Origin of the sequence: Wolbachia endosymbiont (group A) of Paraperithous gnathaulax, assembly GCF_964028485.1 — a bacterium.
GTDB lineage: Bacteria > Pseudomonadota > Alphaproteobacteria > Rickettsiales > Anaplasmataceae > Wolbachia > Wolbachia pipientis.
Genome location: NZ_OZ034784.1, coordinates 1,070,573 through 1,094,240 on the forward strand (window position 1 = coordinate 1,070,573; position 23,668 = coordinate 1,094,240).

A 23,668-nucleotide genomic window follows, 5' to 3' on the forward strand; every position below is an offset into this window, starting at 1 on the left:
TAAAATCAGATTATATAAAACGTACTACTCAGGTCTTTTATATAACTATATTTACTATCTTATTTGGTACAGCATATACAGTGCGAACTTTGCTTTGATCGATCTTACTGGACACAGAGTCTATCGCTATTTTCTTCAATTCTTCTTGAGGTAAGTTAATTGCCACCTTGATTGTTGTACGTAATTTTCCATTGATTTGCACTGCTATAGTTACCGTATCGTCAACTAATAATGATTCATCAGCTTTTGGCCAAGGTTGACCTCCTATTTCTTGCCATAGGCTTTCAGCTAGATGTGGTATGAATGGTTCGATTACTCTGATTAATATACATATACCTTCATCAATAAGAGATTTTCCAGTTTTTACGTCTATTTCAGCTATTAAATTCGTCATCTCACGAAATTTTGCCACTACACAGTTTAATCTGCAGTTTTCCAAGTCATCTGTAAGTCCGTGTAAGAGTTTATGAATTTTTTTTCTGTACTCTAGAAGTCCACCCATAACATTTTCATTATCATAGTGTATATTTACAGGTCTTAGCTGCATGACCATACGCCACAATTTATTTACATAACGAGAACAACCTTCCACGCCATCATCGGACCATTCCATATCTTTCTCCGGAGGAGTGTCGGACAACACAAACAAGCGAGCAGTATCAGCACCATACTTTTCTATGATAAAGTTTGGGTCAACTGTATTCTTTTTCGATTTGCTCATTTTTTCAACTTTGCCCACTTGAACTTTTGCACCTCGCGCTATTAATTCTTTTGCTTCTGCGGGAAATAGCCACTTACCATTTTCGTCTTTATAAGTTGCATGGCAGACCATTCCTTGAGTGATTAAAGTAGAGAAAGGCTCTTTAATATCAAAATAGCCACATTTGGTTAAAGCACGGCAGAAAAATCTTGAATAAAGCAAATGCAGAATTGCATGTTCTATCCCACCTATATAATAATCAACAGGCATAAAACGATTACATGCATCTTTGTCTATTGATTTATCTTCACTACAGAATGCAGCAAAATACCAGGAAGATTCAAAAAAGGTGTCGAATGTATCAGTTTCACGCTCTGCTTGCTTTCCGCACTTTGGACAATCAACAAATTTCCAAGTTGGGTGCTTATCCAGCGGATTGCCACCACTTGTAAATTCTACATCTATTGGTAGAACTACAGGAAGGTCTTTTTCTGGCACTGGAACAGTTCCGCAATCTTTGCAATATATGATAGGTATAAGGCATCCCCAATAACGCTGCCTTGAAACTCCCCAATCGTGCAAACGATAGTTTATTGTTTTTTTGCCTATTTTTTTTTCTTCAAATTTTTTAACTATGGCTTCCTTTGCTTCACTAACCATTAATCCGTTTAAGAATTCGGAGTTAAACATTGTCCCGTCTCCAGTATACGCCTCCTTTGTCATCTGAGTAGCTTGACACTGGGATCCATTGTAAGAATTCTGGTCACGCGCTGGAATGACACCTAAGTGGGCTGAAGAAATAACGGGAATTATCGGCAAATTATATTTCTGTGCAAATTCAAAGTCACGCTGATCATGTGCAGGGCAACCAAAAATCGCGCCTTCCCCATATTCCATCAACACAAAATTCGCTATGTAAAGCGGCAATTCCTTATCAAGAAATGGATGTTTGACGTTTAATCCGGTGTAAACTCCTATTTTTTCATCGTTCTCTCTTTTTGATTTTATTTCCTGGATCCCAGTGTCAAGCACTGGGATGACAACAGAAGAACCATTCTTTAAATCCTGCACAATAGGATGCTCTGCTGCCACTGCACAAAAAGAAGCCCCAAACAAAGTATGAGGATAAGTTGTAAAAACTTTTAATTTCTTATTCAGGCCAACTACTTCAAACTCTATAGTTGCTCCTTCAGATTTTCCTATCCAACGCTCCTGCATTGTTTTGACTTTTTCTGGCCAATTTTTCAAACTTTGCAGGCACTTGAGTAAATCTTCAGCGAAATCAGTAATCTTTAAAAACCATTGGAACAACTTACGTTTTTCAACAACTGCACCTGATCGCCATCCTTTTCCATCAACCACCTGTTCATTTGCAAGCACTGTTTGGTCCACTGGATCCCAGTTAACCCATGATTCTTTTCGATAGGCAAGCCCATGCTTTAAAAAATCCAGGAAAAATTTTTGTTCGTGTTTGTAATAATCAGGCTCACATGTGGAGAGTTCACGCTCCCAATTATAAGAAAGACCTATAGATTTCAACTGTGTACGCATATTATCTATATTCTCTTTTGTCCATGTTTCGGGGCTAATATTGTTATCCCTTGCTGCATTCTCAGCTGGTAATCCAAACGCATCCCAGCCAATTGGATGCAAAACCTCAAATCCATTAGCTCTCTTGTAACGCGCTATCACATCCCCTATTGCATAGTTACGTAAGTGTCCCATATGAATTTTACCAGATGGATATGGAAACATTTCCAACACGTAACACTTTTCTTGTTTACCACTCTTGCTTACAGAAAAATCCCATTTATCTTGATAAAATTTTTCAACACTTTTAAAATCATATTTCATATAAATCCAAATTCAATTACAGTTCATATGCATCAAAGGATCAACCGCTTGGCCATTATGTCGTATTGTGAAACACATCTGTGGATCTTTATCTTGTGTGCTTGATTTACCTGCAGATCCAATTACTTGACCTTGCTTTACTTTATCGCCAATTTCAACATGTATGTTTTTTAAATAGGAGTACACAGTCATGTAATTATCTTTGTGTTCCACTATAATTAAATTCCCATACCATCTCAGCCCTTTGCCTACATATATCACTTTGCCTGGTGCAGAGGAAACTACGTTCGTTCCATTTTGAGCAGCAATTTTTATGCCATCCTTACACATTTCATCAGAAGAGGTAGCTGAACCTTTAACTGGCATTACAAATTTACAATTTACCCCCACATTTTGTGTATTATTGTTATCTTTGTATATCCTATTTATGATGGCTTTTCTACTTTCTTTTTGCACTGAAGGCTCCCTAATTAAATGGTACTCTCTTGTATATTCCAGATCTCTTTTTCCGTAAAATTCTTCGCCTTTAAGCAGCACAGGTGCAGGTTTTTGCAGGCCACAGCCTATTAATATTGCTAATAACATAAGAAATGAGGCTATATGCCACATTTTAAACTCTCACAAAACTCCAAAATTTTAGCGAGACGTAGTGTTTCACGCCTGCTTGTTACTTTCCTCGTTATTTATTTTACTAGTTAAATAGTCCCTCAAATCGGTGAGTTCTTGCAACAAATTCTTTGTGACTTTTATATCATTACCAAATTCTTTTTGCACTCCTTTTATTGTATATCCTTTATCATATAGCATGTATTTTACTTTCTTTATGGCCTCTATACACTTGCGATCATATAGCCTTCTTCCTTTACGCTTTGTAGGCTTAATTTGATGAAATTGACCTTCCCAAAATCTCAAAACATGCTGTTCCAAATGTAGCTCTTCAGCTACTTCCCCAATCGTATAAAATAATTTTTCCTTGTTCATTAATTATTGATTGATTTTTTTATAATTTTTGAAGGCCTAAAAGAAACTGAATTTCTTGCCTGAATCATCACTTTCTCCGATGTATTTGGTATATTTCCTGGTCTTTCCTTCTTTTTCTTAACCAAGAATGTTCCAAATGACGATATTTTTACTATTCCATCCTTTACCAAGCTTGTCTTTATTTCGTCCAATATATCATCTATTATCGAAACAGAGTCTTCCTTTGATAATCCTATTTCTTGGTTTATATCTCCAGCTATCGTTGCCTTAGTTACTGTTGTGTCTTTTGTTGTAACGTGATCCATTATTGATAAATATTACAATACGTAAATATAATATAGCAATCGACTCGAGATTCAGCTACTTTATTTTTTAGAGTATGTCTCTTTTGTTGCATAATTTAAAATACCGGCAACTATCAATATCGCAAATATTGCAAAAAGTGCCATTTTATGATCTGTAAAAAGTGCTAACATTGACACTATAACTCCACTGCCAATAAACATAAATCCATTGATAATGGATGATGATGTGCTGATGTATTTTCGTTTCACAATCTCGCTGCCGACAGTAAAATTAAGCATATGTCCTCCCGCAAAAAACCCGAACATTAACATACAAAAGTACACAACGTGGACTGTTAAATGGCTGTATAGTAAAATAATAATTGAGACGCCTTGCAATAAAGCAAAAGCAGAAATTACATGTTTCCTATTTTTAAATAAGTTTGAGATTCGATCTGCAATTGGAGCACCAACTGCAAGACCAAGCCATAGTATTGCAGTTGCTATACCTGACTCCATTGCATTGAGTTCTGAGTTGCCCAGTAACCTTGGAGCCCACAAGGTATTAAGTGCTAAAAATGTTCCAAAAGTAATAGCACCCACCACTGAAGTTATCCAGATATCTCTTAATTTTAGCACTGTTAATATAGAGCACATTACTGTCTTCATAGAGCTTTTTATTGTGCGCTTTTCTGAGCTGCTTTCTGGAAGTGTGTTTGGACAAAAAAGCGTAAGTACAAATATCAACACACCAAATAGTATTATGCATACAATCAGATTTTTCCAATATGCATCTTCGGCAAGCAAGTTAGAGAACAGTATTTGAATTACCAAAGCAGAAAGGCTTGAAATTGTCTGCACTAGTGAAAACATTAGTCCAAATTGGGCAGCGGAAAAACATATGCTACTTGTGTGAGCAGCACCAATAAAACCAAATGATGCTCCAGTTGCAATCAACACTTGAGACAAAATCAAATGGGAGAAATTGTCACTATTAATAAGGACAAAAAACCCCAAGATCATAGTTGATAACGAGAAAAAATAAATTTTTTTACTGGAAAAAACATTAAACGTTGCTCCACTAAAAAATTGTAAGATGGCGAAAGTCCAAGTATATGCTGAATTAGCCAGTGCAACTTGCGCGATTGTAAGTCCAAGTTCCTTTTCGAGATTTACACTTATAAAGGTATAAATTATCTGCATGTTGCTGAATATAACAACCAAGTTACTAATCAGCCAAATGAACCAAGCCTTAGCTCTGCTTTCCATAAGATTTATTTTTATAAGTAATCTATTAGAAATTTAACACTAAGTCTCTTTTTAAGCTATTGTTTCCTGACTACTGTTATAGCTAACCCAAAAAACGGTTTCCCTACGTCATGCCGCCGCGGTATCTCTTAGCCGCTAACAAGCAGCGGGATGACGATTGTCAGGGTGTCATCCCAGCGCCCCTATGATGTCATCCGAGTAGCCAACACTGGTTTCCATCCAAGACGGTGTCATTCCAGTGCTTGACACTGGAATCCAGACTTTAATTGTTATACTTGTAAATAATCTGGTGAAAATAAACGTTCATCTCAAAATGCAGTATTTTTGTTGAAATAGCTCAACTGGATCCCAGTGTCTGGGCACTGGGATGACACCATAGGAGGCTACTTGGATGACAAAAAAAGGAGCACTGGGATGACAGCAGTCCTACGTCATACCGCCGCGGTATCTCTAGATCCCGCTAACAAGCAGCGGGATGACGAGCTTATCGTCACGCCGCCACGAACCGTCATACCGCGATTCATTCGCGGTATCTCAGCCGCTAACAAGTAGCGGGATGACGGTTGTCAGGGTGTCATGAAAGTAGCTGACACTGGAATCCAGAAAAAAAAGAAATATGTATCAGCTACTTTCATTTGCTGCGCCTCGAAAATAAACGTTCATGTAGCTAAGCCATAAATCCAGTATAAAGACCTTTAATCATTGGCTTCGTAGTACTTCTCAACCAACTTATTAAGTAACCTTACACCAAAACCTACTGCTCCTCTTGGACAAATGTCAGTACCTTTCTCGTGCCAAGCAGTGCCTGCGATATCTAAATGTGCCCAGCAAGTTTCATTCACAAAACGCTGTAAAAACTGTGCAGCCATTATGCTATCTCCACCAGAGCCTGCAGGAGCGATGTTTTGAACATCAGCAATCGGTGAATCAATAATTTTGTCATAAGTTTCATTCATAGGAAAACGCCATAACTTCTCATTTACTTCATTTCCTGCATCAATCAGACGGTTTGCTAATTCATCATTATTTGAAAAAAGACCAGCATATTCGTTATTTCCAAGTGCAACCACTATAGCACCAGTTAAAGTTGCAAGATCAATCATAAATTTTGGTGAGAATCTATCTTGCGTATACCATAAAGCATCTGCAAGTATGAGCCTTCCTTCTGCATCGGTGTTCAACACTTCTATTGTTTGTCCAGACATTGAAGTTACTACATCACTTGGTCTTTGAGCATTACCACCCACTGCATTTTCTGCAAGTGCGACCACACCGATCGCATTTACTTTTGCTTTTCGTCCTGCTAAAGCATGCATCACCCCAACCACAGTAGCAGAGCCTGCCATGTCATATTTCATTGACTCCATACCACGTGAAGGTTTGAGTGATACTCCACCAGTGTCAAACGTTATACCTTTACCAACAAAAGCTATAGGCTTTTGTTCTTTAGAAGCTCCATTCCATTTTATCACTACTAATTTTGGTTCTTTACTACTTCCTTGTGCAACTCCAAGCAAGGCTCCCATTTTTTTCTCTTCCATCTGCTTTTTATCAAGCACCTCGATTTCAAGGCCAAGCTTAGTAAGTTCTTTTTTTATATGATCAGCATAGGATTCTGGATATAGAATGTTAGGAGGCTCTGTTATAAAAGAGCGCGCAAGGAATATACTCTCACCTTCTTGCCTTAAGTGCTCAAATGATCTTTCAGCATTACTTAATTGTTCATCTTTTACTAATACGGTAATCTCCTCTACCTCTGTAATTTTCTCATCCTTTTTAGTTTTATACTTATCAAACTTAAAACTACGCAGAAACGCACCATATGCAACATTTGCTGCACTACCTTCGATTAAAACCGCTGCTTTTTTAATTTTTAATCTGCTTAGCTCACAATATATTTTACCACCAATATTTAATTCTTTATTTTCATTCCATTCATCCTTCTTACCCAGTCCAACAACTATAACATTTTTTTCTTCTGGCAAAGCAGTAGAGAAAAATTCACCAAAACTTCCATTGAAATCGCTAAATTGCTTTATATTATCTATGACCTGTTTCCCTTGCAAAACTCCGCCATCATTTACGGTTTCGTTGTCTTCAAATAAACCCATTACTATTGTTTTAAAATCGGGCGAAATTTTAGAAATTGTTATTTTCATTGCTGGTATCTCCGTTGCAAATAATTGTAAACTGTACATAAAACATAGCAAAAACATCAGTAAGATATTTTTCATATACATCCTAAGTACAATAACACTTAAGTTTACTATGGACTCCCTTACATGCAAGGTTTTTTATCTTTTATTAGAGAACTTATTATATCCGCCCAAGGTAATGTTAAACGTATAGGTTTTTATGACCTGATCACTGTAAGTAAATGGTGTTATGAGAAGGCTTGCAAGCCCATTACTAACAAAATCTTCAAGAACAGGATCAGCGCAATTATCGCAATTATGGTCAGCAAAAAACATTTGCGTTGTGAATTCTGGAAAATCCGGATGTTGAACTAGAAAGTTGATATGTGGAGCTCTATCACCAATTTTACCAGGTGCTATCGTAATAAAATTATAATAGCCAAGATTATTCACTACAAACCTTCCTGATCCAGCAAAATTCAGATCATCCTCTATATTCTTATCGTAATGGTTCACGCCGCGTGAATTCGCGTGCCATATAGAAACTACAGCATTTTGTATTGGTAAGCAGTTTATATCAGTAATTCTACCCACTATGTGTATTAATTCCCCTATTGCACTATTTGGAGAACCAGGTTTCCTTCTTAAATTGTTTGAAGAGCTAAAATTTTTTGGCCTTGCATCAAGGTCATATATTTCCGGAGTTTTAATGCAGTTGAGCAAAACAGGATCAGCTGCAAATAGCGGCAAACTGAATATCATTTGTACTAAAAGTGCTAACAAGATATTTTTCACATTCATTTCATTTATAATAGACTTCTTGCATAACCATATAACAAACTTTTATTGGAAATAGAAACGAAAAAACTTCCTTGACAAGCTTCGCCAGCCCCCTTATTATAACACTGAAGCTATTTATTTATCTTCGCAATCTCTGCAGTGGATTAATGACAAAAAACTTAATGTATTTGGCGTAAATCATGCTTAATTTTTTGCACTATGTGCACCTTATGTCTTTATAAAATTTCTAGGTTTTTACCTAATATAAGCTGAAATGCGCTATTTAAAACATTAAAAAACGCCAACTTAAAAAATGGATAGTGAATAACTAGCTACCCTAGGGTTTCTTTTGCCTTTTTTTTCTGTTTAGTAAATTGTATCCGTTCAGCGGAGTGGTAGAATAAGGTAGACAAAGCAAGATAATAAAGATAATCATAGAGCAAAAGTGAGGTAATGTGGTAAACCTTTGAGAACTTTGCAAAAATTTACAGCAAAAAATAGAAAAACTGAAAGCAGAGATAGAAAACTTAAAAGCAGAAAATAAAGCTTTAAAGATAGAGAACGCTGAATTAAAGGAAAGGCTCGGTTTAAATTCAAAAAACTCATCCCTGCCCAGCTCAAAAGAGCTATACAAAATAAAAAAGGACAAGCCAAAAAGCGAAAGGAATGTTGGCGATCAGGTTGGGCATAAAGGAAATTTTCATGCCACAATGGAAGCGGATAAAGTAGTAAAAATAGAGTTGCCTAATATTTGCGAATGCGGAGGAGAGCTTGTAATATGCGAAAAACCTTATGTTCACCAAAAAGTTGATCTTCCGGAAATTAGGCCTTATGTAGTAATTGGAACATGGTCGTTGTTGGAGATGCAGAAAAAGAAAAAGTAGCAAGTTACCAGAAGGTGTTACGCCAGATACATTTGGTCCAAGGGTTAAGTCTATAATTGCAGCACTCAGCGGATTTTACAAAAACTCAAAGCGTGAAGTGGCTAGTATCATAAATGACATTTTTAATTTGAACATAAGTGTTGGCAGCATATCAAATCTTACTATTACCCACAAATATAAATGTACTTATAAATAAAGTATTACAATATTAAAGTTTGCAAATATTGAGGGTATAAAAATGGCAAACGAGAGTAATGAATGGGCTAAAAATGAATTTGGAGATGCTGTACTTGGAGATAAAAGATTAACTGACCGATTAGTAAAGATTGCTGATAGTTTGATAAGTTTACCTGAAAGCTCAATTAATGAGGCATGCGGAAGTTGGTCAGAAGCAAAAGCAGCATAACGTTTTTTTCAAAATGAGAACGTAAAAGAAGTCGATATTCTAGCTTCACACATTGATAAAACAGTTGAAAGAACAAAAGCTCATAAAAGAATTCTTGTGATTCAAGATACAACTTATATTTCATACTCAAGCCATAAGCGGATTGGGAACTATTGCTGGAAAAGGAGCAGTAATGCATACAGCCCTTGCTGTTAGTACGGAAGCTGGGAATACTGGATCAAAAGATTTACTCGAGGCAACTCATTTCTGAAGAAGAAAAAAGACTAAAGAGCCATCGTAACAACGTTCATATTGAGGATAAAGAAAGTATGAAATGGCTAGAAAGTTTAAAGAAAACAAATAATATTATAGATCTGGCCCAAACCGAAGCTATAACTGTATGTGACAGAGAAGCAGATATGCATGATTTTTTTGAACTTGCACATAATCTTAACTCAGCAATTTTAGTAAGAGCTCGCCACAACAGAAATGTAAATAAAAAATTCATGCATACCAGGAACAAGCAAAAATTATGGTCATTTATCCAAGGCCTCCCTTGCGCTGGAAAAGTAGAAGTTGAAATCCCTGCTAGAGATAACAAGCAAAAAAGGACAGCGTTTTTAGAAATTAGATTCGGAAAATTTATCACATGAAGGCCATATAAAATGTAAAGAAGGTCACATAAAATATAAACCGACAGAGTCTACAACTTCACGCAATTCATGTTGTTGAAAAAAACTCTCCTCCCGAAGCAAGTCCTCTAGAGTGGATGCTTTTTCCGGTCAGTACTTTTGAAGAAGCTGTTGAAAAAGTTAGTTGGTATTGTTTGAGATGGAAAATAGAGATATTGCATAAGATTTTAAAATCTGGTCTCAAAGTTGAGGAATGTAGACTTGGAACAGCAGAAAGATTAATGAGGTATTTAACAGTCATGAGCATTATTGCTTGGAGAATTTTCTTTATTACATCAATTGCAAGAACTAACCCAACATTACTATGTACTGCCTTATTAGCTGAGGAAGAATGGAAAGTTTTATATGTTAAAATACACAGGAAACCATGTCCAAATATAGCCCCTACTATAAAAGAAGCCGTTTCGTGAACTTGGAGGTCATTTAGCAAGAAAAAGCGACCCAAAACCAGGACCAATTACTCTTTGGAAAGGGTGGAGACGTCTCTTTGATCTAGCAGAAGGATGGAGACTTGCTCATGAACCTCATATTTGTGGGTAATAGTAAGGTTTCTAAGGGAGGGAGTAGTAGTAATACTGCTTCCTTACCTGACCAGTTTGCTCGTGATAAAGGTTTTGAGAAACGAGCTCAACTATATGCTGCTAAGGCTTACTCAAGGCAAGCTGATAAATCTGGTAAGTACATTGATTTAAAGAAGGTTTTCTTTATTGCTATCTCTAATTGTAATTTATTTCCTGATAAGCTTGATTATATATCCAGCCACACTATAAGAGATGAGAAAACCAATGAGCATGACTTAAAAGATTTTCAATTTGTATTTATTGAACTACCTAAATTTCCTAAGAATAAGGAAGAACAGCTAGAAAGCATAGTGGATCGTTGGTTATTTTTCTTCAGTGCGAACCGGAAAGCCGTGGTTTTGTGATGGTTAAATTCCATCTTCCCTAGACATCGGGGATAATGTATGTCTCACATTTCAAAGGATGGCAACCTTTGGGATGCAAGCATGAGATAAAAGCAGGTAACACTAAACCTCATGGTGAATCCCTGCAAACAGAGTTAGATATGATTACGAGAGGAACCTATGTTTGAATTGTCGTCAAAGCATAGTATGCGAAAAGAGGTTGAACTACGCATAGACCAAAATGGTACGAAGCAAAAGGGGAACTAAAGATTGAAGACTTTAGTTATTGATGTTCCCAGCTTCCGGCAAATAGTAGGAATCTAAGTTTAACGTGAAACGAAGCTATGGAACGGAGTAACCACATAAAAGCTCTTATATTCATTAAATATAAGTAGGTAGCCAACCACAAGCTGCTATGTGGAAGGATTGTTTAAGAAGCTAATGCCCAAAGTAATATCTGGGATATGCAGACGTAAACACTTTAATTTGGAAGGTAAAGTGGTGAATAGTAGTGAATATGTTATGGACCAGCAAAAAGCTAGGTATGAATGGAATGGAATTCCTTGGCGAAAGCTGAAGAAATCTTCATTTAAGCTACAAAAACGAATTTACCAAGCCTCTAAATGTAATGATATCAAAAAGATGCATAATCTTCAAAAATTATTGCTCAAATCAACAAGTGCAAAAACACTCGCTGTTAGGAAAGTAACACAGGACAATAGGGGGAAGAAAACTGCAGGTATTGATGGAAAGGCTAATCTTAATCAAAAAGAAAGATTACAACTATCATATTCTTTAGATATAAAAGAAAAAGCAAAGCCATCAAGACGCGTCTGAATCCCAAAACCTGGTAAGCCATCGGAGCATCGCCCGCTTGGTATACCTACTATATCACAAACACTTGTAAAAATGGCTTTAGAACCAGAATGGGAGGCAAAACTTGAGCCAAACACTTATGGTTTTAGACCTGGTAGATCATGTCATGATGCAATTGAAGCCATATTTGATGTGCTAAAACAGAAAACAGCATATGTATTAGATGCTGATATTTCTGGATGTTTTGACAATATTAACCATAATAAACTGCTTGAAAACCACACCAACGTTAAAGAAAATCATAAGAAGATGGTTAAGGGCAGGCGTTATGGAAGATGGAAAGTTTCAATCCACAAAGCGTGGTACAATTCAAGGAGGCACCGTTGCTAGCTTGTGTTGCATTACACGGATTAGAGCAACATGTCAAAAAGCATTAACAAACGAACTCTTTCAATGCATGAAAAGAAAATATGGTAGGATATCGCATAAAAACGCGCAAAAGTCTATTAGTGTAATTTTCTACTGTGATGATTTTGTCATCATACATGAAAACGAAGAGATTATTCTTAAAGCAAAAATTTTAGTTGAAGAATGGTTAGAAACCATTGGACTAAAATTAAAGCCCTCTAAAACAAGAATTTCTCATACATTAAGAACCATTGACGAAACAAAACCAGGATTTGATTTTCTTGGATTTTCAATAAGACAATATCCAACAAAAGAAAGTAAAAAAGGTTACACATTATTAATAAAACCAAGTCGTAATTCTATAAAGCAGCATACATTTGCTATTAAACATAAACTTAGAGAAATGCGTGGGGCGCCACAGGAAGTAATAATAAGGAATCTCAATCCAATAAACAGAGGATGGAGTCAATATTACTCTTCGGTAGTTTCATGTAAAATCTTTAGCTCATTGGATAATACTATACATAGAAAGCTCTGGAAGTGGGCAGTCTTTAGGCACCCAAACAAAGGGAAATGCTGGATAAAAAGAAAATACTTTAAAAAGTATAATAACGATAACTGGCGTTTTATGACAAGTAACAAGATACATCTTATTATACACAGCGATCATGTTATTAAACGACATATCAAAGTGCAAAAAACCAGATCTCCATATGATGGTGATTGGGTATATTGGGGTAATCGTCTTAGAGAAATACCAGATAAGCCATCGAGAGTAATAAAACTATTGAAGTTACAACAAAGTAAATGCGGTAATTGTAGACTATGGTTTGAAAGTGATGATATAATAGAAATACATCATAAAGACCGGAATAGACGAAACAATATGATCAAAAATTTATCTTTGTTACATGGGCATTGTCACGATGAATTACACAGGAGGTGTGCATGACAAGCACCAAATTAGAGAGAAGCCGTATGAGGCGCAAAGTCTCACGTACGGTTTTGAAGTCGAGTGAGGAGGGGCGACCTTCTTCACTTAGACAACAGTATGCAGATGAAACTACAGATGAAGACCTAAGGAATATAGCAGAAAAATCACCAATAATAAAGTTAGCCTACGATGAATTAGACAGGTTTAGCTGGAATGAAAAAGATTTAGTAGCATATGAAGAAAGAATAATGGATCTGCGGAAAGAAGAAGCCATTCTTGAATACAAACTTGAGGAAGGTATAGAGAAAGGAAAAATCGAAGTTGCAAAAAATTTACTTAAAGCTGGTGTATCTGTTAATTTAATAGCTGAATCCACTGGCCTTTCTCAAGCTGAAATTGTACAGCTTAAGCAAGAAGTGGCCTAAGTATCACGTTTTTCAGGGCTTTTTTAGCTCGGCAGTGGTCTGAAAAGTCCATTTTTCACTTTATAAAATGTTTATATTTTACCACCTACTTTATTTGAATAAGTTCTTCTGCCACACTCTGAACGGATACTTGAATCAGGCTCAAGTTGACAAGTAGATGTTATCTTGTTATAATAAATATTTATTAATTTAATCTTAACTTAAGAGGGTATTTATGGTAGCAAGTGATAGTGTTTTAAAAAGGTATGCGTTAGCCTATATAAAGAAATTAGGTAATAATAATAATATTGAAGGGTTTCTACAGTATTGTAATAATACACCGAATTTAACTTGGAGCAAGGAGAATTTTAAAAATGTGTATGAAGAATTTACACATCCAAATTCAAGCAATAGGCACGATACAGGAAGCAGAAATGATCAATATAACGCAGGGAATAACGCACAACCTACAGGCTCTCAGATTACACATATACATGTACACAATAGAGGTTTAGACTTTTGGGATTATTTGCTATTACAATGCTGGATGGATTCTTTATTCGGTGGACGTGGTCACACTACGGTTAATAATATAACGAATATTAACAATGGTAATACCACTCATCAAGGGAGAAAAGAGAATAAAAAAGAATCAGAAGACAGTAGAAAGCTATTAGCTTTGGGTATAGTAGCTGCAGTTGTGTGTGTTGCTTTCCATGCTGGTATGTGTTTTTGGTATAACAGCAGCAGAAAAGTGGCTAGAAAAGAAGAAAAAATAGATTACCTGGATAGTAAATTTAAAACGTTCAGAAATATAGAATTTGCGGTTGGCGTTGTTTCTTTGGCAGCTTTGGTAGCTTGTGCTGTTTACCCAGTCTTACCAGTGTAGGGTTTAGCTATCCTTGGCGTTAATTCTCTCGTATGTTTTGCTGGTGGTTTAGCTTTTCATATGAAGCATGAGGAAGAATCAGAAAATATCGAGAAAGCTGAAAGAGCGGTAGATAGCTATCTTAAACAAGTGCATGGTTATGGAGATTCTTCTCGTGATGCACCACCTCCTTACTCTCCTCAATATCCTAATACTACTCCAAGCGCTCCTCCTTACTTTCCTTAAAGCGCTTCTCCTTCTTATAGTGAATTTAATAATCCTAATGTGGAACAGCAGTCTGGGAATTGTGAGTGGTTCATGCGTGGTAAAATTAACAGTTTTATTTTTAGCCAAATTAATTGAATCAAGCTACAAAACCTGCTAAAGTTAACTTTGTGAAAGCACCCTTAGCTCAGTTGGATTAGAGCATTTGACTACGGATCAAAAGGTCGGGCGTTCAAGTCGCTCAGGGTGCACCACATTTTATAGGAAACAGAAGTCACACTTGAAATTAATATATGTAATACCTATCTTTCAAGGTTAAGCACTAAACTATTATATATGAGCAAAAAAGACTACTATGATCTGCTGGAAGTAGGCAGAAATGCCAGTATTGATGAGATAAAAAAAGCGTATAAAAAATTAGCATTAAAATATCATCCTGATAGAAATCCTGGCAATCAAGAAGCAGAGGAAAAATTTAAAGAAGTAACAGCTGCATATGAAGTTCTGTCTGACTCTGAGAAAAGGGCAGGCTATGACCGTTATGGCCACGAAGGTGCTTCTGGTGGATTTCAAGGCTTTAGCTCTGCAGGAGATTTTAGCGACATATTCAATGACTTCTTTGGTGGAGGATTCGGTGGTGGTGCAAGTAGATCGAGAGCAAAAAGAAGTACAACAGGAGTATCTGGAGCAGACCTACGTTATGATCTTGAAATTACCTTAGAAGATGCATTTAAAGGAATACAAGCGCCTATACATTATGTGACAAATGTAAAATGTGATACATGCCAAGGCACAGGTGGCGAAGGAGCAATTAAACCAGTTCAGTGCCACACATGCCAGGGAAGCGGTAGGATTAGAACTCAACAAGGCTTTTTTACCATCGAAAGAACATGTACTACATGCTATGGGGAAGGAGAAATAATACAAAACAAATGTAAGAAATGTGGTGGAAGTGGACGTAGAAGAGATGAAGTAAATATATCCGTTTCAATTCCAAAAGGCATAGAAGAAGGAGCTAAGGTAAGGATAAGTGGTAAAGGAGAAGCTGGAACAAAAGGTGGAAAAAGTGGAGATTTATACGTATACGTGAAAATAATTTTCCATAAAATCTTTGCTAGAAATAAAGCAGATTTACACTGTAAAGTGCCTATAAGAATGACACTAGCAGTGCTTGGTGGTGAAATCGATATTCAATCAATTGATGGAGCTAAAATAAAAGTAAAGGTCCCTGAAGGCACTCAAACTGGTACCAAACTACGTTGTAGGGAAAAGGGTATGCCATATATGAACTCACATGCTCGTGGTGATTTATACGTACAGGTAATAGTTGAGACTTTAAATCCAAAAAATTTAACTAAAAAGCAAATTGAACTATTAAAAGCGCTTGAAGAAGAGGAAAATGCAAGTGTACAACAGCAATCTGAAGGGTTTTTTAGTAAAGTAAAAAAAAAATAAGAAATCTGCTAAATGACATAAAGGGGTAACTGTTTACGGGTTTTCATTTAATCCTGCAATTCTTTGACCTTATTAATGGAAAACTTAACAATAGTGTTATTATTAGCCAACAGAAACTTCTTAGTTCCTTAAAACTATGTAAAAGCAATAAATTTCTTTATTTAAGGTCGAAGTTTTGCTATTCTCAGGTTTTAATAATTTAAATTTAATGAATATAAACAAAAATGAGTTTTTATTTCTTCCGCTTGGGGGAGTAGGAAGAATCGGGATGAATGTTAGCCTATATCATTACCAAGGTAAGTGGATTATGATCGACCTTGGTGTTGGTTTTGCAGATGAAACTATGCCAGGTGTTGAGCTGCTCATTGCTGATATAGATTTTATTGCTCAAAGAAAAAAAGATTTACTTGGAATAATAATTACACATGCACATGAGGACCACTGCGGTGCAGTGCCCCACTTGTGGGAAGAGTTGCAGTGCTCCATATATACAACAAAGTTTACGGTTAATTTTCTTAAAGAGAAACTAAAAGAATTTCGATTGGAAGGTATAGTGCCTGTGAAAGAGGTAGACATAAATGGCAGCATAAATTTGGGTCCTTTTACCGTCGAGTTTATAAATGTAACTCATTCAATTCCTGAGGCAAATTCAATATTAATTAGCACTGAAATGGGTAGTGCACTCCATACCGGAGACTGGAAATTTGATCCAAAACCTGTTGTTGGATTAACTTCTAATATGGAGCGTCTAAAAGAAATTGGCGATAAAGGTGACCTGCTTGCAGCAATTTGCGATTCAACCAATATATTAAGCAAGCATCACCCTGAGTCAGAAGGTGAAATTTATAATAATATTTATAACATAATAAAGCGGTCTAAAAAATTAGTTGCTGTTTCGCTATTCGCTTCAAATGTGGCACGAATTGAAACGATAAGCCAAGCTGCAAAAGCACTAAATAGAAAAGTAGTTTTACTTGGTAGATCTTTATGGAGAATAGTGAAAGTTGCGCAAGATAGTGGTTATTTAACTGATTCTCCTCAGTTTCTTGAAGCAAAGGAAGCAGTAAATTTTCCAAGGGAAGAACTGGTGCTACTTTGCACAGGTTGTCAAGGTGAGCCACTGGCAGCTACCGCAAGACTTGCTGCTAAGAGTCATCAAGCATTTAAAATGCAGCAAGGTGATACCATGATCTTTTCGTCAAAAATCATTCCTGGAAATGAAACTCGTGCGCACAACATGCTCAATGCCTTTATTGAGATGGGGGTAGAAGTTATTACTGAAAAAACAGAGCATGTTCATGCTTCTGGGCATCCAACAAGAGAAGAGCTAAAGGAAATGTATTCTTTAATAAAACCGAAGATGTCTATTCCAGTTCACGGCGAATATATTCACACGCATGCACATGTAAAATTTGCTAAAGAGTGCGGCGTGGCAAAAGCAATAATGATTGCACCAGGTGATATTGTTAATTTGGAGAACGGAGAAAAGGTTGATTCAATTGATGTTGACTACTTTGGTATTGATGGTATGTTGCTACGTCATCCGGAGAGCAGTGTTATAAAAATGCGTAAAAGAATGAGAGATGCCGGAGTTATTGTGGTAACAGCAGTTGTAAACAAGAAAAATAAATTGCTTGCTAAACCAAAAGTATTTGTACCTGGTGTTTTTGAAGTGCTAGAAGATGCAGCTACCATACAGAAAATTGTCAAGAAAGTTGAGTCGTTGTTTAGTTTGCAGCCAACAAAAAAAATTAAAAATAAGATTGAAAGTTCAATATTGAGTATCTTAAAGGAATATTTACTAAAAAGGCCTATAATTGAGGTTCAGATAGAACAGGTATGAAATGAATGAAGCTATTCGTTCATCTGGTGTTATTTATTTCGTTATTTATTCCTTATTTTACAAAAGCTGCTTTATATGTTGATATAAAAAAAAGCAGTGTTGGTAACATTGGTCTTGTTGTATCTAAATGTACATGTAAAACAGCGTTGGAAAGCGAATTAAGCGAAAATATTGCAAAGGTAATAGGAACAAATTTATCTAATTGTGGCTTATTTAATGTAAAACGTGGCGCGGAAGCTGAATCTAAATCTTGGAAAAGCGATACTGTAGTCACAGTAAGTTTAAGCGAAATATCTGGTAGTGCATTAGAGCTATCATTTCGTTTATTTGACGCTTTTACAAAAAGAGAATTACTTACTCAGTCAGTTGTTTTTCCAGCAAAAGACTGGGGAAAAATTGGTCACCTCGTTTCGGATGTGATACATGATAGATTAATTGGTGAGAAAGGGCACTTCAACACAAAAATCACGTATATCGCTGAAGAAAAAGATAGCAACTACAAATCTGTGCGTAAAATTGCTGTGATGAATCAAGATGGAAGTAATATAAAATACTTAACAAATGGCGATAGATTTGTGTCAACACCGAGATTCTCACCAAATGGAAAGGGCATTGTTTATATCTCGTACGCAAATGGTAAAAGTTATATAATATTAAAAAATTTAAAAGATAACACTGAATCAATAATCAGCGCATTTGAAGGAGTTGTTTCTGCACCAAGATTTTCTCCCGATGGTAAATCTCTTTTAATTTCCCACTCATTGGGTGGTGAAACGAATATATTATCTTTGGATTTAAGTAGTAAACGAACAAAAAAAATTACTAAAGGTTCAGCTATAAGCACTTCTCCCTCTTTTTCTCCAGATCAAAAGTATATGGCTTTTAGTTCTGATATAAGTGGGAGTCAGCAACTGTACGTTATCGATTTTACTAACAAAAGTAAAAAACCTAAAAGAATTAGTTTTGGAAGTGGAAGATATGCTACGCCTGTTTGGTCGCCAAAAGGAGATCTGATAGCTTTTACAAAGATTCAGTCAGGAAAATTTTACATAGGAGTTATGAAGCCAGATGGCAAAGAAGAACGTCTGCTTTCAGAGGGGCATAAAATTGAATCCCCGGCATGGTTACCAAATGGTAGAGAAATCATTTTTACAAGAACAGAATCACCAAGCAACTCTAAACTATATTTAGTAGACTTAGTAAAGAAAAATCAAAAAATGGTTTCCACTCCCACAAATGCTTCTTTACCGGATTGGTCTTATTTTTGAAAGTAGATCTATTATAGATTTGATATGAGCCTTATTTTACTTTAATTGCTTATAACCTTTGGCACTACGAAATACCCATGCTCAGGTTTTGTATTGGACAATATCTCTTTTTTAATGTTTTGAGAATTTATAACATCATCGCGTACATGAATGTCCTTGTCTATGCTGCCATAACGCATAGGAGAAACACCTTCAGTATTAACTTGCAATAAAGTATCATGTATCCAATCCAGCATTGTCAGTTCTTTGGAGTAGTGATCAATCTCGTCATTTGATAACTTAATCCTTACAAGCTGTGCAATTTTAAGCATTTCTTCTTTGGTAATTGTTATTTTTCTCTTATTTGCAAATTCTATTAGTGAAGTAATAACGTCTTCTGTTGACTTAGCTGGCATCTTTACCTCCTTGGATAAAGTGAGTTAAAATATCTACGACCGAAACAACTTCTATTTTACCAGTTTTTTCAAATTTGTGAAGTATGGTATCCGTAATCACTAATTTATCTAAAGAAGAGGAAGAGATTTTCTCAACTGCACTTCCTGAAAGCACGCCATGTGTGATGCATGAAATTACGGACTTTGCTCCGTGGCCTTTTAAAGCAAGAGCTGCATTACACAATGTTCCACCAGAGTCAACTATATCATCAACAATGACACAATTTTTGTTTGCAACTTCTCCTATTATGTTCATTACTTGAGATGTGCCTGCTTTCTCCCTATATTTATCTACTACAATAATCTTATCACTTAACCCTATCTTGTACTTTTCCTCTAAAGTCTTTGCAAAAGCACGTGCTCTACCAATTGCTCCAACATCAGGTGCAACAATTGCCAAATTTTCCGTGTGTATAGAGTCAACAAATGCTTCAAAGCAGTTCAAATTAGTTATCGGTACATCAAAGAATCCTTCAATTTGACTTGAGTGCAAATCAATAACTGCAACGCTACTTGCACCTGCAGTTTGAATAAGATTTGCAACTAATTTGGCACTTAAAGCAGACTGCACATTATTGTTCTTGATAATTCTATCTTGCCTGCTATATCCATAATAAGGGATAATTACTACTATCCTTTTGGCTCCTAATCTATTTACTGCATCAATTATAAGCAGAAGCTCCATAAGATTATCATTCACAGGGGGAGAAAGAGATTGTATTATATATACTTCTTGATTATATAGATCATTTGCTACTTCTACATTTACCTCACCATCGGTAAACTTTGATATCCAAGCAGAGGATGGTTGAACATCTAGCCGGTTAACTACTGATTCCCCTAATTCCTTACTAGCATTACCTATTATTATCTTCATAACGCACTAATTGAGTTTTTAAGATTATACAGAAATTGTGAAATAATTGAAATGTAAGTGTCTTTATCTAGCATTCTTGTCGGTGAATTAGATACCTCTTGTACAATGACCTGTCATTTTCACGCGTTGTTTCAATATACAGACCCAAATTGAAACAACTATACAAAATCCTGCTTATGTTTCAAGATAAATGACTTTAATGAAATATAATTTATCTAGTCATTTGTATCTGCTAACATACTACACTTCCCATTGTAGAGCCTCTGCAACTTACTGAAATTTATAATCGCTTTATAAAAAGCTTTATACTCTTTGCTTAATTGGAGGCGCTACCTCTGCACTTTCTGCTCTGTCTAGGGTACTACTTGGTTTTTCTGCAGTAATTTTTTGAATGCTACCATCTACCTTATTCTTGATATCTGCTCCATATGATCTTAATACTTCAATAGCTTTCTCGTTTCCACTATTCAGCGCAATATCCAAAGCATCCATTCCATCATTATTTTTGTGGTTGATAAAATTCTCTAACTCAAAGATTTTTATATATTGCTCAATGATGAATTCTACCACTTTTCCAGGGCAATTATTAGCGGCAGGAAAGAGTACTGCATTGTTATTATTGTCTTTCTTTGTTACATCTGCTTTGAGCTTGTCTATCAAATACTTGATAATTTCTATTCTGCTATCATCTTCTGCTTCAGTGCACTGCCTAGCAGCTAAAAACAGAGCTGTTCGCCCATTATTGTCCACATCTTCAATATCTTGTCCCTTATCAATTAAGGCTTGTATTATATTTTTGTTCCCATATAAAGCAGCAAAGTGAAGAGGAGTATACCCTTCGGTACTTTCTCTTTCATTAATCAATGCACCATGGCTAGCTAGTAATTCTATAAATTCTGGCGTATTTGCAAAAACTGCAAAGTGCATTGGTGTTAGATCATCTTTACCATGATTTTGAGTTTTTGCATTAACGTTTGCTCCATTTTTTATCAGCAATTTTGCTATTTCTAATTGTTTGCGTCCGATGGCAATATGCAGTGGCGTACGATTGCGTTCATAATGATCATTGACGTTTGTGCCACATTTTATTAGTAGTTCTGCAGCTTCAATATTACCTTCCTGAATTGCAACGTATAAGGAAGCATATCCATCTTTTGTTTCCTCTGTCATACGAAATTGCAAACATGTTAGTTCATATATTATTAAGGATTATTATTAAGTTTTTATTAATACAATATTAATGTAGCGGGATGACGAGCTTATCGTCATCCCGCCGCGAACCGTCATACCACTGCGAACCGTCATACCGCCGCGGTATCTCTAGATCCCGCTAACAAGCAGCGGGATGACGGTTTTTCAAATTATCGTAAGTCAGTTTAGCTATAGCTACAAGTTTCATTCTTCCCTTACAAATAACTTTACTGCGTCCTTTTTTCGGATTCAGAATTAGCAAGAAACGTTCTTGTAAGGTGGTCTACTAAAATTTTGCTTTATAAAACAATGTCTGAACTATGCAATTAATACATTATCAACACAACTGATTCATAAAAGCAAATATTATAACCACGAAGAGAGAAAATGTTATGCTTAGTTTAATAAGAAAGACCTTGAGAAAAAAATGACTCATCAGGTAAACGATTCGAAATTGAAAGAGAAAGATGAAAAAAGTATTTTAAAATTAGCATCAAAAATAGAAGGCAAAAAAAGTAGCATTGCTGAAGAACTAGAAAAAATATCTGAAAAGGAAAAACAAAGGATTCTTACTACGGAAGTAAGTAAACATCGGGGTAAAGAATCAACTATTATATCACTTGCTTATGCTATACTACGTAAAGATAGTATGGCTGTTGAGAAAATGTTAAGAGTAGCTAAAGAAAACGGTATTCTGAAAGACATTCTTGACGCAACAACAACTATAAAATATCCAGGTGGTCAGGAAGAAACTTGCACACCACTTACTTATGCCATATTATGTAAAAATAGCAAAACTATTGAAGAAACTTTAAAAGTCTCTAAAGAAAACGGTATTCTGAAAGATATTCTTGATGCAACAACAACTATAAAATGTCCAGATGGTCATGAAGAAACTTGCGCACCGCTTACTTATGCTATACTACGTAAAGATAGTATAGCTGTTGAGAAAATGTTAAGAGTAGCTAAAGAAAACGATATTCTGAAAGACATTCTTGACGCAACAACAACTATAAAACATTCAGATAGCCGGGAAGTAACTTACACACTACTTGCTTATGCTATACTGCGTGAAAATAGTATAGCTATTGAAGAAATTTTAAAAATCTCTAAGGAGAACAGTATTCTGAAAGATATTCTTAACGCAACAATAACTATAAAATGTCTAGATGGTCGGAGAGTAACTGTTACACCACTTGCTTATGCTATACTACGTAAAGATAGTATGGCTGTTGAGAAAATGTTAAGAGTAGCTAAAGAAAACGGTATTCTGAAAGACATTCTTAACACAACAATAACCATAAAACATAAAAATAATCAAAAAGTAACTGATAAGTTACTTGCCGCATTACATGATCGCAAAGTTATTCAAAAAATTTTAGACATAGCTAGAGAAAATGATATTCTGAAAGACATTCTTAATGCAACAATAACTATAAAATATCCAGATAGTGAAGAAAAAATCTACACACCACTTACTTATACAATATCATGTAAAAGCAACGAAGCTTTTAATACAACAAGAGCTATAAATCAAGATGGTCAGGAAAAAACTCACATCCCATTTCCTACCCTTGATAAAAGAGAAACTGAATTAAAATTAAAAGAAAAAAGACAAAGTAGAAGAGATGAGGGATTAAATTTTAACAATGGTAGTAGTGACAAAAATGTTGAAATAAAAGTTAATGGGGATATCTTGTTGCAGCATAGTAGTGGAATTGAAAATGAAATAAATCATACTGCTGTACGTAATGATGTAAGGGGGGTAAAGCCTCTAATAGAAAGTAGAGTAAATGTTAAAGTACAGAATATAAATGCAGTGATTGCAACTTCTGTGACATTTAAAATGATTGCAACTTCTGTGACACTTGAGTTGGTAGCTAGTAAAATAACATGTGTACTGTCAAAACCCACCACTAAATTGGAAGAAGTAGCTATAACATATTTTCAAGGTTTAGCACTATATTTGTGAAACTTAATTTATATGTGCTAAACAAGATGCTGATTAGTTTTATAGCTAACCCAAGAAAGGTTTCCCTACGTCATACCGCCGCGGTATCTCTAGATCCCGCTGCGG

The 23,668-nt window shown here is 35.7% G+C and carries 20 protein-coding genes, 1 tRNA gene and 3 pseudogenes; 14 read left to right on the forward strand and 10 right to left on the reverse strand.

Features of this window, described 5'->3' with window-relative positions; all coding sequences use genetic code 11:
• Nucleotides 1-37 precede the first annotated feature (37 nt).
• From leuS to ABWU74_RS05755, 7 genes are all read right to left on the reverse strand, one after another.
• The gene (leuS, locus tag ABWU74_RS05725; protein ID WP_353289270.1) at nt 38-2,554 is read right to left on the reverse strand and encodes a leucine--tRNA ligase; all 2,517 of its coding nucleotides are present in this window, start codon (nt 2,552-2,554) and stop codon (nt 38-40) included.
• Between the two features lie 12 nt (nt 2,555-2,566).
• Nucleotides 2,567-3,163: a murein hydrolase activator EnvC family protein gene (locus tag ABWU74_RS05730; protein WP_006279879.1), complete on the reverse strand. Its 597-nt coding sequence runs from the start codon at nt 3,161-3,163 to the stop codon at nt 2,567-2,569.
• Nucleotides 3,164-3,208: 45 nt separating this feature from the next.
• The gene (locus ABWU74_RS05735; protein WP_006279880.1) at nt 3,209-3,535 is read right to left on the reverse strand and encodes a MerR family transcriptional regulator; all 327 of its coding nucleotides are present in this window, start codon (nt 3,533-3,535) and stop codon (nt 3,209-3,211) included.
• Complete coding sequence (locus ABWU74_RS05740) at nt 3,535-3,840, reverse strand: integration host factor subunit alpha (protein ID WP_006279881.1); 306 nt, start codon at nt 3,838-3,840, stop codon at nt 3,535-3,537. The genes ABWU74_RS05735 and ABWU74_RS05740 overlap by 1 nt, the downstream gene beginning before the upstream one ends.
• A gap of 60 nt (nt 3,841-3,900) precedes the next feature.
• Complete coding sequence (locus ABWU74_RS05745) at nt 3,901-5,088, reverse strand: MFS transporter (protein WP_141456806.1); 1,188 nt, start codon at nt 5,086-5,088, stop codon at nt 3,901-3,903.
• A 695-nt stretch (nt 5,089-5,783) separates the two neighbouring features.
• The gene (locus tag ABWU74_RS05750) at nt 5,784-7,247 is read right to left on the reverse strand and encodes a leucyl aminopeptidase (protein WP_233395611.1); all 1,464 of its coding nucleotides are present in this window, start codon (nt 7,245-7,247) and stop codon (nt 5,784-5,786) included.
• 135 nt (nt 7,248-7,382) lie between these two features.
• Nucleotides 7,383-8,024: a protocatechuate 3,4-dioxygenase gene (locus ABWU74_RS05755; RefSeq protein ID WP_010962336.1), complete on the reverse strand. Its 642-nt coding sequence runs from the start codon at nt 8,022-8,024 to the stop codon at nt 7,383-7,385.
• Nucleotides 8,025-8,500: 476 nt separating this feature from the next.
• On the opposite strand from ABWU74_RS05755, the pseudogene ABWU74_RS05760 reads away from it, so the two are divergent.
• The 13 genes and pseudogenes from ABWU74_RS05760 to ABWU74_RS05820 all read left to right on the forward strand — a co-directional run.
• Nucleotides 8,501-9,071: pseudogene (locus ABWU74_RS05760) on the forward strand (DUF6444 domain-containing protein); the annotation flags it as partial.
• A gap of 54 nt (nt 9,072-9,125) precedes the next feature.
• A pseudogene (locus tag ABWU74_RS05765) lies at nt 9,126-10,504 on the forward strand (IS4 family transposase).
• A gap of 7 nt (nt 10,505-10,511) precedes the next feature.
• Nucleotides 10,512-10,859 (forward strand): annotated as a pseudogene (locus tag ABWU74_RS05770) (PD-(D/E)XK nuclease family transposase); the annotation flags it as partial.
• Nucleotides 10,860-11,309: 450 nt separating this feature from the next.
• Nucleotides 11,310-11,705 carry a reverse transcriptase N-terminal domain-containing protein gene (locus tag ABWU74_RS05775; protein WP_264329422.1) on the forward strand — a complete coding sequence of 132 codons (396 nt, stop codon included), beginning with the start codon at nt 11,310-11,312 and terminating at the stop codon, nt 11,703-11,705.
• Between the two features lie 51 nt (nt 11,706-11,756).
• Nucleotides 11,757-12,074, forward strand: a complete 318-nt coding sequence (locus tag ABWU74_RS05780; protein ID WP_353289454.1) for a reverse transcriptase/maturase family protein — start codon at nt 11,757-11,759, stop codon at nt 12,072-12,074.
• A complete protein-coding gene (locus tag ABWU74_RS05785; protein WP_353289271.1) occupies nt 12,013-13,044 on the forward strand; it encodes a group II intron maturase-specific domain-containing protein in 1,032 nt (343 codons plus the stop codon). Before ABWU74_RS05780 ends, ABWU74_RS05785 begins: the two co-directional genes overlap by 62 nt.
• A complete protein-coding gene (locus ABWU74_RS05790; protein WP_095742612.1) occupies nt 13,041-13,451 on the forward strand; it encodes an Rpn family recombination-promoting nuclease/putative transposase in 411 nt (136 codons plus the stop codon). Before ABWU74_RS05785 ends, ABWU74_RS05790 begins: the two co-directional genes overlap by 4 nt.
• A gap of 214 nt (nt 13,452-13,665) precedes the next feature.
• A complete protein-coding gene (locus ABWU74_RS05795; protein ID WP_353289272.1) occupies nt 13,666-14,319 on the forward strand; it encodes a hypothetical protein in 654 nt (217 codons plus the stop codon).
• Nucleotides 14,320-14,379: 60 nt separating this feature from the next.
• On the forward strand, nt 14,380-14,544 hold the full coding sequence (locus ABWU74_RS05800) for a hypothetical protein (protein ID WP_353289273.1): 165 nt from the start codon (nt 14,380-14,382) through the stop codon (nt 14,542-14,544).
• 155 nt (nt 14,545-14,699) lie between these two features.
• Nucleotides 14,700-14,777: transfer RNA gene (locus tag ABWU74_RS05805), tRNA-Arg, on the forward strand.
• 82 nt (nt 14,778-14,859) lie between these two features.
• Complete coding sequence (gene dnaJ, locus ABWU74_RS05810; RefSeq protein WP_012673045.1) at nt 14,860-15,978, forward strand: molecular chaperone DnaJ; 1,119 nt, start codon at nt 14,860-14,862, stop codon at nt 15,976-15,978.
• 208 nt (nt 15,979-16,186) lie between these two features.
• Nucleotides 16,187-17,821, forward strand: coding sequence for a ribonuclease J (locus tag ABWU74_RS05815; protein WP_012673044.1), 1,635 nt, complete (start codon nt 16,187-16,189; stop codon nt 17,819-17,821).
• 5 nt (nt 17,822-17,826) lie between these two features.
• A complete protein-coding gene (locus ABWU74_RS05820; RefSeq protein ID WP_209473168.1) occupies nt 17,827-19,089 on the forward strand; it encodes a Tol-Pal system protein TolB in 1,263 nt (420 codons plus the stop codon).
• 41 nt (nt 19,090-19,130) lie between these two features.
• On the opposite strand, the gene gatC is transcribed toward ABWU74_RS05820, so the two are convergent.
• The 3 genes from gatC to ABWU74_RS05835 form a co-directional block, all read right to left on the reverse strand.
• Nucleotides 19,131-19,484 carry an Asp-tRNA(Asn)/Glu-tRNA(Gln) amidotransferase subunit GatC gene (gene gatC / locus ABWU74_RS05825; protein ID WP_010962323.1) on the reverse strand — a complete coding sequence of 118 codons (354 nt, stop codon included), beginning with the start codon at nt 19,482-19,484 and terminating at the stop codon, nt 19,131-19,133.
• A complete protein-coding gene (locus tag ABWU74_RS05830; RefSeq protein ID WP_209473167.1) occupies nt 19,474-20,400 on the reverse strand; it encodes a ribose-phosphate diphosphokinase in 927 nt (308 codons plus the stop codon). The genes gatC and ABWU74_RS05830 overlap by 11 nt, the downstream gene beginning before the upstream one ends.
• Before the next feature lie 303 nt (nt 20,401-20,703).
• Nucleotides 20,704-21,570: an ankyrin repeat domain-containing protein gene (locus tag ABWU74_RS05835; protein WP_006280296.1), complete on the reverse strand. Its 867-nt coding sequence runs from the start codon at nt 21,568-21,570 to the stop codon at nt 20,704-20,706.
• Nucleotides 21,571-22,018: 448 nt separating this feature from the next.
• On the opposite strand from ABWU74_RS05835, the gene ABWU74_RS05840 reads away from it, so the two are divergent.
• Nucleotides 22,019-23,563 carry a hypothetical protein gene (locus ABWU74_RS05840; protein ID WP_353289274.1) on the forward strand — a complete coding sequence of 515 codons (1,545 nt, stop codon included), beginning with the start codon at nt 22,019-22,021 and terminating at the stop codon, nt 23,561-23,563.
• Nucleotides 23,564-23,668 lie beyond the last annotated feature (105 nt).